This is a genomic window from Streptomyces sp. NPDC031497, from assembly GCF_055580905.1.
In genome coordinates this window covers 139,260-152,522 of sequence record NZ_JBVIKO010000006.1, presented here as the reverse complement: position 1 = coordinate 152,522, position 13,263 = coordinate 139,260, and the positions used below count along the sequence as shown (strand labels likewise).

Below are 13,263 nucleotides of genomic sequence, written 5' to 3'. Positions count from 1 at the left end.
CTTTCAAAACCGCAGGTCACAGCGGTACGTAAAGGTCAAAGCGCGCTGTATGTGGGGTCGGGCGAGGAGCCGGGCCGGTTCGGCAGCAGGCGTGCGAACGCCGTCGGGGAGGGCGCGACCACGCCGTCCTCACGGTGGTGGTGGCCCCGGCCGTGGTCCCGTCCGCCGCTTCCGCCTCGGCCGGGCTGACCGTCGTCGTCACCGCCCTGGCCGCTGCCACTCCCGCTGCCACTGCCGCCCGGGCCGCTGTTCTGGCCGCCCTGGCCGTTGCCGTCGCCCTTGCCGTCGTCGGAGACGCCGTTCTGGCCGACCGCGCCGGTGCCGACGACGGCCTTGCAGAACTTGTTCACCCGTCCCGCGCCGCCCGCCAGGCCCTCCAGGGCACGTCTGCGGTCGGTGCCCAGCGACTTGCCGTCCTGGATGTCGCGGCAGAACGCCAGCGCACGGCTCCACCCGTTCCCGGAGGTGCCGCGCGAACCGGTGCCCCGGTCCTTCGGCTTGCCTGACGGGTCGGGCGAGGGCGGTACCGGGCCGCGGGAGGTGGCACCGGTGGAGGGTGCGCCGGTCTCGCCGCCGAGCAGGGACTCGGTCGAGGGCGAGCCCTGCGGGCGCACGGGGGTACCGGCGGCCGAGACGGAGGCTCCCGGCGCGGGACGGTGGTCGTCGAACGGCGTCGACAGCACCCCGGTGCCCGCGGCCACCGCGACTCCGCCGAGCATGCCGGCGGTCAGGGCGGCGGCCAGGGCGAACCGCGCGGGGTGGGCCCAGGCCGGGACACGGGACGGCCGGGGACCGGCTCCGATGCGGATGAGACCCGCGTCGGAGCCCCGCCCGAACCGGCCCGGCTGCCGCGCCACGGAGGTCCACTCGTCCCCGGCGGATTCGCGCGCTTTGCGGAAGGCAGCCAGCGCCCCTTCCTCACCAGGGAGTTCGGCGGTGGCCGGTGCGGCCCCCACGGAGAGCGCGGCGAGCGCCTCGGCGAGGCGTTCTGCCTGGTCACGGGCGGAGTCGTCGACGGCTTCCAGCGACTCACCGCGCAGCAGACGTTCCGCCGTCGCCCGGTTCAGCCACGTGTCCTGCTCGTCGGCCATCACATGTCCTTCTGCGTCCGCGAACGCGTATGCGTCACAGTGGCGGACGTCACCGCACGATCCTTCGGTTCTCGCTGGGGCGGAAGCGCGTCGAGGACGGCTCCGGCCTGCTCCGGGTCGGCGCCGAGGAGTTCCGCGAGTTTCTTCAGGCCCCGGTGGGCGGCCGTGCGGACGGCGCCGGCACGTTTGCCGAGCGTCTCGGCGGCGGTCTTGGCGTCGAGGCCCATGACGACCCTGAGGACGACCGCCTCGGCCTGGTCCTGGGGCAGCCGGGCGATGAGGGAGAGGGTCGAGTCGGTGGTCAGCGCCTCGATGGCCTCGCCGGCGGTGTCCGAATCGGCGGCCCGGCCGGTCAGTTCCGTCTCGTCGCCGCCGATCGCGGGGCGGCGGCCGCGCATCCGTATGTGGTCGAGGGCACGGTTGCGGGCGATCCGGGCGGCCCAGCCGCGGAACCGGTCCGCGTCGCCCTCGAACCGGTCGAGGTCGCGGGCTATCTGCAGCCAGGCCTCGGAGGCGACGTCCTCGGCGTCCGGATCGCCGACGAGTGTGCGGACGTATCCGAGCAGGCGGGGCTGGACCGCGCGGTAGACGATGCGGAAGGCGGTTTCGTCCCCGTCCTGTGCCGCACGTACCGCGGCGGTCAACTCCGCGTCGTCCCCCAGCACCCGTCGTTCCCCAGTAAGTGGTCGGTCGCGGCTACGACGCAGCCGCCGATCGTTGCAGTGATCATGTATTCGCGCTCGACGCGAAAGGCACGTTACGACCTGAAACCGCTCGCCGTCCACGCCCGTACAATCTGCAACTAACTCGTGACGCCCTGGGGTGTGACAGAAAACGCACTCATGGCGCTGAAGGGAGTACGGGCCGCCGCGCGGTCCGTGCCGCGCGACGGCCGGGGCCTCTCCTGTGGGGGGTGGCGGCCTCGGCCGTTGCTTCGGTGCCGCTCGGCGCGTCAACATCGGGACGCCCAAAGCCGGTTGATCACCCGGCTCGCGATGCGCGGGACCAGTCGCCCCCGCCGCTCGGGGACTTGCCCCTGCCGGAGTTGCCCCTGTCGTCGGGCTTCTTCGTGTTACCGGATTCGCCCGGCTTCTTCCCGGAAGTCGTCGTCCGCACCAGCAGCTCGGCACAGTACGCGGTTACGTTCGTCTCACCGCCCGCAGCCTGGATCAGCCGCTGCCGGGCCGCCGGGTCCGACTCCCCTTGCACGGGGTCCGTCCGCGGTGGCGACCGGCGGTGAGTGACGTTTGGTCAGAGTCGAACGCTGTGTCTAAGAGTCGCCTGCGACAGACGTGACAGGTGCGACAGCCGTGGTCTTTTTTCTATGGGGTGGGGACGAGTGAGTCCACGCGGGAAGCGTGCGTACAGACCTTTGAGCATGAAGCGACGGGCGTGGCTGACGCTCGGCGCGGTGGTCCTGGGCGGCGGGGGTGTGGTGACGTACGCGGTCGCCAGCCCGTCCTCCGGTCACGGGGGCGGGCAGGCCAGACGGCCGGTGAAGGTCTACGACCTCACACTGAAGGACACGGCGAACGGCAAGCGGGAGCTGCCGCGCACGGAGACCCGTCAGTTCTCGCTGCTCGGCGTCTCCTGGACGGGGGCGACGAAGCGGCTGCACGGCACGGCCCAGGTGCGCACCCGGAGCGTCGAGACCGGCGAGTGGAGCGCCTGGCACGACCTGGAGGCGGCCGACCCGCTGGAGGACCCGGAGGCCGGCGCCGACGCGCGCGGCGCGTCCGAGCCGCTGTGGGTCGGCCCCTCCGACGGCGTCCAGGTCCAGGTCGTCCACCAGGACGGCTCCACCAGCTCCGGTCTGCCCAAGGGACTCCAGGTGAACCTGGTCGACCCCGGGGTGGCGACCGCCGCGGAGACGAAGGAGCAGCCGGCCGCGTACGTGGCGGACGCCATCCCGGGCGACAGCGCGTCGCCGGCGGATTCCGCTTCGCCCGGTGACTCGGCGTCCCCGGCCGACTCCGCGTCGCCCGCCGACTCCGCGTCGCCCAGCGCGTCCGTGACGCCCACCGAGTCCGTGCCGGCCACCGACTCGGCCTCCCCGAGCGACTCCGCGTCCGCCACGCCGACGGACAGCGCGTCCGCGAGCCCGTCGGCCTCCACGCCCACCGCGCCGCCGTCCACCGTGCCCGAGCCGCCGATCGTCTCGCGCGCTGGCTGGGGCGCCGACGAGTCGCTGAGCCCGGACCCGTCGGACTACAACGCCGATGTGAAGGCCGTCTTCGTCCACCACACGGACGGCACCAACGACTACACCTGCTCGGAATCCCCGGCGATCATCCGGGGCATCTACGCGTACCACACCCAGACCGAGCACTGGAACGACATCGGCTACAACTTCCTGGTCGACAAGTGCGGCACGATCTTCGAGGGCCGCAAGGGCGGTGTCGGCCTGCCGGTGCTCGGCGCGCACACCTACGGCTGGAACCGTGAGGCGGCCGGTATCGCGGTGCTCGGCGACTACACCACCGCCGGCGCCACGGACGCGGCCCTGGCCTCGATCGCCCGTCTCGCCGCCTGGAAGCTCGGCCAGTACGGCGCCGACCCGGCGACGACCGTGAAGCTCACGGCGGGCGCGACCCAGACGAACTTCTTCGGCACCACCTTCACGGCCGGCACCTCGTACACGTTCAACCGGATCTCCGGCCACCGTGACGGCTACAACACCCAGTGTCCCGGCAACTCGCTCTACCCCCAGCTGCCGACCATCCGCGCCTGGGCGTCGGGCCCGGTGCAGGGCCTGAAGCTCACCTCGCTGTCCGGTGCGAGCCTGTCCGGCTCGACGTACTACACCAAGGGCGCGATCACGGCGAAGTGGTCGACCACCACGCCCGGTTCGCTGATCTCGAAGTTCGAGCTGCTGGTGGACGGCAAGGTCGCCGCCACCGCCTCCGGTACGGCGGCCTCGGCCGGCGCCACGCTCGCCGCGGGCAGCCACTCCGTCGCCGTACGGGCCGTGCACCAGTCGGGCAAGACCACGACGACCTCCGCGCTGACCGTCGTCACCGACACCACCGTGCCCGCCTTCACCACCGCGCCGAAGCTCTCCCTGCGCACCGGCACCGTCAGCACCACCGCCGTCCCGGTCACCCTCGGCTGGAAGGCGACCGACAACGCGGCCCTGAAGTCGGTGAGCCTGCTGTCCCCGACGACGGCCACCTTCGGCCCGACCACGACCAGCTCCAGCCGCACCGCCAAGTCCGGCACCGCGTCCACCTGGTCGATGAAGGCGTCCGACCACGCGGGCAACACCCGCACCTCGTCCCCGTCCTTCACCCCGGTGATCCTGCAGGAGACCTCGGCCACCAAGTCCGGTAGCTGGACGTCCCGTTCGTCCACCAACTACCTGGGCGGCAAGTCGTACTCCAGCGGCTCCAAGGGCGCGAGCCTGAGCTGGACCTTCACCGGCCGGTCCGCCTCCTGGGTGGTCAGCAGGGCGTCCACCTCGGGTCAGGCGTACGTCTACGTCGACGGCACCAAGGTCGCGACCGTCGAGCTGAAGTCCTCGACGACCTCGTACCGCCAGGCGATCTGGACGAAGACCTGGTCGTCCAGCGCCAAGCACACCGTGAAGATCGTGGTGGTCGGCACCAGCGGCCGCCCGACGATCACGACCGACGGCCTGGTGTACATCAAGTAGTTCAGGCAGCTCAGGTGGCCGAGTCCACCGGTTCGGGCGTCCGCTCCCGCGCGGCTTGCGGGACGGGCGCCCGGTCCTCGTTCACGACCACTCCGGCGACGAACGCGCCCAGCAGCAGTACGCCCGTCGCCCCCTGCCGCTCAGGCGACTTGGGAATGCCCGCGTCTCTTATTGCGGTGCTTTCGCCAAGCCCCCCGCCGACCCGCGGGGCTGTCCATGGCTACCCCACGGCGTCCCGGCACAGCAGCCGCAGGGAACCATGGCCGCCGTAACACCGCCGGGCCTCGTCGACGGGGTCCCAGAGCCGGCCGTCGGGGGTGCGGACCCAGTGGTCGCCGCCGGAGGACCACCACTCGGCGCCGGTCTGACGGGCGATCACCTCGCCGGCGTAGCAGCCGAGGCCGCGCAGCATCTCCCGTACGGCGTCGTACGGCGCGCCCTCCCGGCGTATCTCCTCGATCACCCGGTCGACCCGCCACAGACTCTGCGCCGAGTAGTCGAGCCGGACCCGCGCGCCCTCGCGCATCATGGCCACCGCGTCCGCCGCCCAGCGCGCCGGTTTCGTGGCGGCGTGCGGCCTGGTCTGCTGCTGTGCTGTCACGTGGTGAACTGTCACATAGGCAAAAGCGAGGTCAGCGACGGTTTCGTCACTCCGGTTCGGGGTGTTCCGGCAACCGGTACAGGACCCCCGCAACTCCGCCGCAGCTCCGCCGCACGGCACTCACAGGAACCTCTCAGGCGGGCCTGCCGGCCCGGTTCAGCCGCGCCCCCGCGCCCGGCGTGACACCACCGCGCGCAGCACCCGGCGGCCCTCGGTGGAGACGTCCAGCGCACGGCGCAGCCCGGCCGCGCCGTGGCCGGCGAGCAGTTCGAGGACGGTGACCTGGCGGCGCAGTTCGGCGGCGACCAGCGGGGACATGTCCTCGGTGCCGCCCTCGCGGCGGGTGTCGACGGAGGGGGCCGGGTCCTCGGCGGGGTCCAGGAGCCGGTGGATGCGCAGCGAAGCCACGGAACAGGCGTCGGCCCACCGCCGAACCTCGTCGGGGTCCCGGTCCACGGGGGCGGCGTCGAGCATGCGGCGGGCGAGCAGCCCGGCCTCGGCGTCGCCGGTGTCCAGGGCGTCCCGGGCCTGCTCCAGGCCCTCGCCCCATCCGGAGTCGTCGGCGAGGCTCGTCCACAGCGGCCGCAGCACCAGGTCGTCGCCGCCGAGCAGCGGCACGCACCGATCCAAACAAGCCAGTCCGCTGGCGGCCAGCCCGCGTGCATCGGCCTGCGCGATCAGCTCCACCAGGCTCATCCCACGCCCCCCAATCGGTACGTACCAAGGCGCCGACCTGTACGGAGCCCGCACTTCCCCTTACTGCGTGCAAGGGCCCGGGAGTGTCACAGCGGTACGACGCCCAGGAGATCGAGCAGTCGGAAGAAAGGGTTTTCGGCCAACGGCGCCGACGGGTCGAGGTCGGCGGTCAGGACGGCGAGGAGCGCGCCGGGGTCCGCGGGGTGCCCGGCCTCGACGGCCCGGGCAACGGCACGGCCGCCGGCGTCGTGGGGTTCGGGTAGGTAGTCCCGTCCCGGGCCGAACACACCACAGGGGCGCCGGAGTCCGCCAGACGCGTGCGGCCGTGCCTCAGAGTGCTGCCGGGGCGGCGCCCGCCAGCGCCTTTTCGTGCTGCATCCGGGTCAGCCGCACCACGACGAGGATCGCGAGGACGGCGGCGGCGATGTCGAGGGCGTCCGAGAGCAGCATCCCGAGGGCGTCGTCACGGGCCTGGGCCGCGCCCTCGGTGTCGCCGTTGCCGCCGGTCACGACGCGGCCGGCGAACAGCGAGGCCAGCCAGAGCGTCCACCAGGCATTGATCAGCGCATGCGAACGGGTCGTCCCCCACGGGCTGCTGGCGTCCCAGATGTCGAGGGTGATCCGGTGCGGGTACCAGAGGTTCACGACCGGCACGAACCAGCCGCCGATCGCCCAGCCCGGCGATTTGCGGTGTCCGAACGGGTTGAAGACCTGGGCGTTGGCCCGCACCCGGTGGAACCAGCACAGGTACACCACCGCGCAGCTGACCAGGGACAGGGCCTGGGCCCCGACGGCGAGGCCGGAGAGCGAGTCGGCGCGGTCGGCCCGGCGGAACGCGGCGGCGCCGGTCTCCCCGTCGGCCAGGGCGCCCGTGGCGTCGTACTGGAGGAGGTCCGCGCAGACGGCGAACAGGTCGGCGGCGACGACCGCGCCGAGCAGCACGGCGGCGGCCCAGCCGAGGCCCACGGGTGAGCGCAGCCACAGCCCCGGCGCGCTGCCGAAGACCGGGGCGGGCTCGGGCGAGGCGCCCTGGCAGCGTTGGCACAGGGTGGCGCCGGGCGCGGCGGCGAAATGGTGGCAGCGGGCGCAGATCAAGACGGTTCCCCCGGGGTAGGGCACGCGACCCTCCCCTGGTCCGCGCGCGGAAGCGGAACATACGGCCCGTCACCGCCGTACGTCCACCTCTCGTCGCATGTCAGCCCAGTTGGCCCGCCAGCGTCTTGAAGTCGGTCCAGGACATGGCCGGGGTGCCCGGGTCCCAGAGCTTCTGGATGGTGGCCCGCAGTGGCATCCGGATGCCGGCGGCGACCTGGTCCTGCGTCTGGGAGTTGGCGAGGTCGCACCAGACGGCGAAGGAGCCGCCGAGGATCTGCGGGTCGTACCGCGTGGCCACGGCGCCGGTGCCGCGCAGCACGCGCGGGGTCCACTGCTGGTAGATCCGCTGCCCGGTCGGATAGACGAAGGTGTTGGGCTCCCCGAGGACGTAGTAGAGGAACTCGTCGTTGTAGTTGAGGACCTTCCGGCCCGCGCGGAGGTACTCCACCGGCTGCCGGGCGCCGATCTCCTTGCCGGTCCAGTAGGCGACCTGGAGGTCCTCGGCGGGCTGCACGGAGGTGCCCCGGAAGAAGCCGTCGTTCCAGACCCGCATGGTCCGGTCGTGGGCGCGGACGGTGTCGGCGCGGTCGTCGAGCCAGCCGGTGGTGAGGTCGGCGACGGTGCCCGAGGCGCCGTACGCCTCCTGGGCCGCGTCCGCCAGCCCCGGGTAGGAGGCCTGCGGGTCGGCGACGGTGAGCGCCTGGTACTCGTCGCCGCCGAGGTTCCAGTAGGAGCCCGGGAACAGGTCGGCGTACTCGTCGAGCAGGTCGTCGACGATCTTCGCCGAGTCGTCCTGGGAGATGTCGACGGCGCCCTTGGTGGCGACGCCCTGCGCGTTGCGCAGTTGCAGGTCCGGGTGGGCGGCGAGGACGGCGCCGAGGTGACCGGGCGAGTCGATCTCGGGCACCACCTGGATGTGCCGGCTGGCGGCGAGGTCGACGATCTCCTTGACCTGCGCCTTGGTCAGGTGGTCCTGGGAGACGATCTCGGGGTGGGTGTCGGACTCGATCCGGAACCCCTGGTCGTCGGAGAAGTGCAGCCCGAACTGGTTGAACTTCAGATCGCCCAGTTCCCTTATCCGGCTTTCGATCCAGCCCGCCGTGAACGGCTTGCGTGCGATGTCCAGCATGAACCCGCGCTGCGGCTTGGCCGGCTGGTCCTTGACGACCCCCTCCGGGGCGCTGCCGCCGCCCCGCACCTCCTGCTTGAGCGTCCGGGTGCCGTAGAAGACACCCGCGTCACCGGGCCCGCTGATCCGCACCGACCCGCCGCGCACGGTCATCGTGTACGACTCCGGGTCCCCCGTCCCGCCGAGGTCGAGCCGCAGGTCGCCCGCCCTGACGTCCTCGTTCGCCGCCTTCTGCCCGGCGTACGACAGTCCCAGCTCACCCGCTGTCAGCCGCCCCTCGTCGATGAGCGCCGCGTCGCTCACCACGACCCGCCCGCCCTTCTCGGGGCGCCAGCCGGGTCCGCGGGCGGGGGTGTGGGAGCGCACGGCGGGGATGGTGCGCGGGGCCTGGGAGAGGGGGTAGCTGCGGGTCGGCGTGGGGGTGGGGGTCGTGGCCCGACCGGCGGACGAGGCGGCCGCGCCGCCGGACGACTGCCGGGCGGCCGATCCGGCCGGGGTCCTGCCGTCGCCGTCGCCCGAGGTGGCGGCCCATACGCCGATGCCGGTGCCGAGCGCGACGGTTGCCACGAAGGCCGCGGCGATCACCGCCCGTCTCCGTGTCACCTGCCGCGCCGAGGGCCTGCGCTTGTGCTGGCTCACCGGTCCAACCTATGACGCGTCCACCGCTCAGTCGTCATCCAACCGCTCCGAAACTCTCTCCTTCGGGTGAAACTGAGGCAACCAACCGACACACCGTGAACGTCCTCGATAGCGTCAACGACACATTTCTCTCAGCATCCCCTGCCACACCGCATGTGACGCGAGGACCCACGCTGCCCGCCCACCGCCTGCCCCACCTCCCCACCCCGCTGGACGCCTTCAACACCGCGCCCGACGACGAGGTCGGTGCCCTCCTCCTGCACTGCCTGCGCAGCCTGCGCTGGTCCCGTCGGCTCGCCGACCACCGCCCCTACCCGGACGTGGAGTCCCTGCTGGCGGCGGCGGACGAGGCGGCCTACGACCTGTCCCCGGCGGACCTGGCCGAGGCCCTGGCGCGCGAGTGCCTTCCCGAGCTGCCCGCGGACACCTACTCGGCGGCCCACACGGCCCTGACCGCGGCCCACGCGGCCTACGAGGCCAAGTTCGGACACGTGTTCGTCATCTATCTGGGCGACACATCCCCGGGCGAGTCCCTGGACCGCGTCCTGGAAGGCATCCGGTCACGTTTGACAAACGATCCGGAGGAAGAGCGGGTCGTAGCAGCCGATGAGCTTCGGTGCCTGGCAAGGGAACGGCTGGCGAGTTACCTGAGGGGCGCGGGGCAGTGCTCATCAGCGGCCCCGCCGCGGGGCGCGACCAGCCCCAACGGCGCCGCACCCGGCAAATAACCGAACAACCCACCCCAGATGCCGCCCGGCTAACCCATACGCGTGCCACTTTGATCACACCGGTAGGCCCGGCGTAAGCCCAGCGGCAGCGCATCGCTACGATGCTGGGGGCCGGTGGACCGTACCCGGCCGGGCCCGACCGACACCAAGCCGGCGCGGCCCCAATCCCCGCTCCCGGAGGGACTTCCGTGCCGGCTGGAACGCTGTACCGCGGCCGGGAAGGAATGTGGTCCTGGGTGGCTCACCGAGTCACCGGCGTCCTCATTTTCTTCTTCCTGTTCGTTCACGTGCTGGACACCGCTCTCGTCCGCGTCTCCCCCGAGGACTACGACAAGGTCGTAGCCACGTACAAGACGCCGATCGTCGCACTGCTGGAGTACGGCCTCGTGGCCGCCATCCTCTTCCACGCGCTCAACGGCCTGCGTGTCATCGCCGTCGACTTCTGGTCGAAGGGCCCGCGCTACCAGAAGCAGATGCTCTGGACGGTCGTCGGTGTCTGGGTCGTCCTGATGGCCGGGGCCGTTTACCCCGTTCTCGGCCACGCCGCTCGTGTCCTGTTCGGGAGCTGACGCAGATGTCGACCACTGAAACCACCGCAGCCGGCGTCGGCCCCGTCGAGGGCGCCCCCCTCTTCAACGTCGACAACCCGGCCCCGCTCATCGAGGCCCCGCGCAAACGCACCAAGAAGTCCCCGAAGTCCACCCGGGGCAACTTCGAGATGGCCGCCTGGCTGTTCATGCGCCTGTCCGGCGTCGTGCTGGTCGTCCTGGTCCTCGGCCACCTGCTGATCCAGCTGGTGCTCGACGGCGGCGTGTCGAAGATCGGCTTCGCGTTCGTGGCCGGCCGCTGGGCGAGCCCCTTCTGGCAGGTCTGGGACCTGCTGATGCTGTGGCTCGCGATGCTGCACGGCGCGAACGGCCTGCGCACGATCATCAACGACTACGCGGAGCGCGCGAACACCCGGCTGTGGCTCAAGGGCCTGCTCTACACGGCCACGGTGTTCACCATCCTGCTGGGCTCACTGGTGATCTTCACCTTCGACCCGAACATCCGCTAGGCACGGGGCTGCGAGAATCATGAAGATCCACAAGTACGACACCGTCATCGTCGGCGCCGGCGGCGCGGGCATGCGCGCGGCCATCGAGTCGACGAAGCGCAGCCGCACCGCGGTCCTGACCAAGCTCTACCCCACCCGCTCCCACACGGGCGCCGCGCAGGGCGGCATGGCCGCCGCGCTGGCCAACGTGGAGGAGGACAACTGGGAGTGGCACACCTTCGACACGGTCAAGGGCGGTGACTACCTGGTCGACCAGGACGCCGCCGAGATCCTGGCGAAGGAGGCCATCGACGCCGTCCTCGACCTGGAGAAGATGGGCCTGCCGTTCAACCGGACGCCCAACGGCACGATCGACCAGCGCCGGTTCGGCGGTCACTCCCGCAACCACGGCGAGGCGCCGGTCCGCCGGTCCTGCTACGCGGCCGACCGCACCGGCCACATGATCCTCCAGACGCTGTACCAGAACTGCGTCAAGGAGGGCGTGGAGTTCTTCAACGAGTTCTACGTCCTGGACCAGCTGATCACCGAGGTCGACGGCGTCAAGAAGTCGGCCGGTGTGGTCGCGTACGAGCTGGCCACCGGCGAGATCCACGTCTTCCAGGCGAAGGCGGTCATCTACGCGTCCGGTGGCACCGGCAAGTTCTTCAAGGTGACGTCCAACGCGCACACGCTGACCGGTGACGGCCAGGCCGCCGTCTACCGCCGGGGTCTGCCGCTGGAGGACATGGAGTTCTTCCAGTTCCACCCGACCGGCATCTGGCGCATGGGCATCCTGCTGACGGAGGGCGCCCGCGGTGAGGGCGGCATCCTCCGCAACAAGGACGGCGAGCGCTTCATGGAGAAGTACGCGCCGGTCATGAAGGACCTCGCGTCCCGTGACGTCGTCTCGCGCTCCATCTACACGGAGATCCGGGAGGGCCGCGGCTGCGGTCCCGAGGGCGACCACGTCTACCTCGACCTCACCCACCTCCCGCCGGAGCAGCTGGACGCCAAGCTCCCGGACATCACCGAGTTCGCGCGCACCTACCTCGGTATCGAGCCGTACACGGACCCGATCCCGATCCAGCCCACCGCGCACTACGCGATGGGCGGCATCCCGACGAACGTCGAGGGTGAGGTGCTGATCGACAACACCACGGTGGTGCCGGGCCTGTACGCGGCCGGCGAGGTCGCCTGTGTGTCGGTGCACGGCGCCAACCGGCTGGGCACGAACTCCCTGCTGGACATCAACGTGTTCGGCCGCCGGGCGGGCATCGCCGCCGCGGAGTACAGCCACACCTCGGACTACGTGGACCTGCCGGAGAACCCGGCCGAGTTCGTCGTCTCGCAGATCGAGAAGCTGCGCACCTCGACGGGCAACGAGCGGGTCGCCACGCTCCGCAAGGAGCTCCAGGAGACCATGGACGCCAACGTCATGGTGTTCCGCACCGAGCAGACGATCAAGACGGCCGTGGAGAAGATCGCGGAGCTCCGCGAGCGCTACCGGAACGTCTCGATCCAGGACAAGGGCAAGCGGTTCAACACCGACCTGCTGGAGGCCATCGAGCTCGGCAACCTGCTGGACCTGGCCGAGGTCATGGCGGTCTCCGCCCTGGCCCGCAAGGAGTCGCGCGGCGGTCACTACCGCGAGGACTACCCCAACCGCGACGACGTCAACTTCATGCGCCACACCATGGCGTACCGCGAGGTGGGCGACGACGGCGCCGAGTCCATCCGTCTCGATTACAAGCCGGTCGTCCAGACCCGCTACCAGCCGATGGAGCGTAAGTACTGATGGCAACCCCTGTTCTGGACAAGGCGGACGCGGCCGGCCAGCCCGAGCCCGGCTTCGCCGACTCCCCGTACATCACGGTCACCTTCCGGATCCGCCGCTTCAACCCGGAGGTCTCCGCGGACGCCGTCTGGGAAGACTTCCAGCTGGAGATCGACCCGAAGGAGCGCGTCCTCGACGGCCTCCACAAGATCAAGTGGGACGTCGACGGCACGCTGACCTTCCGCCGCTCCTGCGCGCACGGCATCTGCGGCTCGGACGCGATGCGGATCAACGGCAAGAACCGCCTCGCCTGCAAGACGCTGATCAAGGACATCAACCCCGAGAAGCCGATCACGGTCGAGCCCATCAAGGGCCTGACGGTCCTGAAGGACCTGGTCGTCGACATGGAGCCGTTCTTCCAGGCGTACCGGGACGTGATGCCGTTCCTCATCACGAACGACACCAACGAGCCGACCCGCGAGCGTCTGCAGTCCGCCGAGGACCGCGAGCGCTTCGACGACACCACGAAGTGCATCCTGTGCGCCGCGTGCACGTCGTCCTGCCCGGTCTTCTGGAACGACGGCCAGTACTTCGGTCCGGCCGCGATCGTCAACGCGCACCGCTTCATCTTCGACTCGCGTGACGAGGCGGCCGAGCAGCGCCTGGAGATCCTGAACGACCGCGACGGCGTGTGGCGCTGCCGCACGACCTTCAACTGCACGGACGCCTGCCCGCGCGGCATCGAGGTCACCAAGGCGATCCAGGAAGTCAAGCGCGCCCTGATCACGCGCCGCTTCTGATCCCGGCTCCGCCAGGACCACA

13 protein-coding genes are annotated in these 13,263 nt (G+C 71.0%); 7 read left to right on the top strand and 6 right to left on the bottom strand.

What is annotated here, in order from left to right:
• Positions 1–35 precede the first annotated feature (35 nt).
• Together ACZ5K7_RS14520 and ACZ5K7_RS14515 are read right to left on the bottom strand one after the other, a co-directional pair.
• Positions 36–1,091: a hypothetical protein gene (locus tag ACZ5K7_RS14520; RefSeq protein WP_468913420.1), complete on the bottom strand. Its 1,056-nt coding sequence runs from the start codon at positions 1,089–1,091 to the stop codon at positions 36–38.
• Positions 1,091–1,756, bottom strand: a complete 666-nt coding sequence (locus ACZ5K7_RS14515) for an RNA polymerase sigma factor (protein ID WP_351693236.1) — start codon at positions 1,754–1,756, stop codon at positions 1,091–1,093. The genes ACZ5K7_RS14520 and ACZ5K7_RS14515 overlap by 1 nt, the downstream gene beginning before the upstream one ends.
• A 713-nt stretch (positions 1,757–2,469) precedes the next feature.
• Here ACZ5K7_RS14515 and ACZ5K7_RS14510 point away from each other — a divergent pair.
• Positions 2,470–4,743: a peptidoglycan recognition protein family protein gene (locus ACZ5K7_RS14510; protein WP_468913416.1), complete on the top strand. Its 2,274-nt coding sequence runs from the start codon at positions 2,470–2,472 to the stop codon at positions 4,741–4,743.
• Between the two features lie 220 nt (positions 4,744–4,963).
• On the opposite strand, the gene ACZ5K7_RS14505 is transcribed toward ACZ5K7_RS14510, so the two are convergent.
• Positions 4,964–5,344, bottom strand: a complete 381-nt coding sequence (locus ACZ5K7_RS14505; RefSeq protein WP_468913414.1) for a hypothetical protein — start codon at positions 5,342–5,344, stop codon at positions 4,964–4,966.
• A gap of 156 nt (positions 5,345–5,500) precedes the next feature.
• Positions 5,501–6,040, bottom strand: coding sequence for a hypothetical protein (locus ACZ5K7_RS14500; RefSeq protein ID WP_351693248.1), 540 nt, complete (start codon positions 6,038–6,040; stop codon positions 5,501–5,503).
• Between the two features lie 83 nt (positions 6,041–6,123).
• Between ACZ5K7_RS14500 and ACZ5K7_RS14495 the strand changes: the two genes are divergently transcribed.
• Positions 6,124–6,303, top strand: a complete 180-nt coding sequence (locus ACZ5K7_RS14495) for a hypothetical protein (protein WP_468913411.1) — start codon at positions 6,124–6,126, stop codon at positions 6,301–6,303.
• Positions 6,304–6,370: 67 nt separating this feature from the next.
• Here the strand turns inward: ACZ5K7_RS14495 and ACZ5K7_RS14490 are convergent, their stop codons facing one another.
• Both ACZ5K7_RS14490 and ACZ5K7_RS14485 read right to left on the bottom strand, forming a co-directional pair.
• Positions 6,371–7,159 carry a DUF4328 domain-containing protein gene (locus ACZ5K7_RS14490; RefSeq protein WP_468913408.1) on the bottom strand — a complete coding sequence of 263 codons (789 nt, stop codon included), beginning with the start codon at positions 7,157–7,159 and terminating at the stop codon, positions 6,371–6,373.
• Positions 7,160–7,235: 76 nt separating this feature from the next.
• Entirely contained in the window at positions 7,236–8,867 is a 1,632-nt protein-coding gene (locus ACZ5K7_RS14485) for a beta-N-acetylhexosaminidase (protein ID WP_351694506.1), read from the bottom strand.
• A 191-nt stretch (positions 8,868–9,058) separates the two neighbouring features.
• Here ACZ5K7_RS14485 and ACZ5K7_RS14480 point away from each other — a divergent pair, with 191 nt between their 5' ends.
• The 5 genes from ACZ5K7_RS14480 (at position 9,059) to ACZ5K7_RS14460 (ending at position 13,241) form a co-directional block, all read left to right on the top strand.
• Positions 9,059–9,631, top strand: coding sequence for a 2-oxo-4-hydroxy-4-carboxy-5-ureidoimidazoline decarboxylase (locus ACZ5K7_RS14480; protein WP_351693253.1), 573 nt, complete (start codon positions 9,059–9,061; stop codon positions 9,629–9,631).
• Between the two features lie 188 nt (positions 9,632–9,819).
• Positions 9,820–10,200 (top strand): succinate dehydrogenase, cytochrome b556 subunit, encoded by a 381-nt coding sequence (gene sdhC, locus ACZ5K7_RS14475; protein ID WP_071659649.1) that lies wholly within the window; start codon positions 9,820–9,822, stop codon positions 10,198–10,200.
• Positions 10,201–10,205: 5 nt separating this feature from the next.
• On the top strand, positions 10,206–10,688 hold the full coding sequence (locus tag ACZ5K7_RS14470; protein ID WP_351693256.1) for a succinate dehydrogenase hydrophobic membrane anchor subunit: 483 nt from the start codon (positions 10,206–10,208) through the stop codon (positions 10,686–10,688).
• Between the two features lie 19 nt (positions 10,689–10,707).
• The gene (sdhA, locus tag ACZ5K7_RS14465; protein ID WP_351693259.1) at positions 10,708–12,462 is read left to right on the top strand and encodes a succinate dehydrogenase flavoprotein subunit; all 1,755 of its coding nucleotides are present in this window, start codon (positions 10,708–10,710) and stop codon (positions 12,460–12,462) included.
• Positions 12,462–13,241 (top strand): succinate dehydrogenase iron-sulfur subunit, encoded by a 780-nt coding sequence (locus ACZ5K7_RS14460; protein WP_351693262.1) that lies wholly within the window; start codon positions 12,462–12,464, stop codon positions 13,239–13,241. The genes sdhA and ACZ5K7_RS14460 overlap by 1 nt, the downstream gene beginning before the upstream one ends.
• Positions 13,242–13,263: the final 22 nt, after the last annotated feature.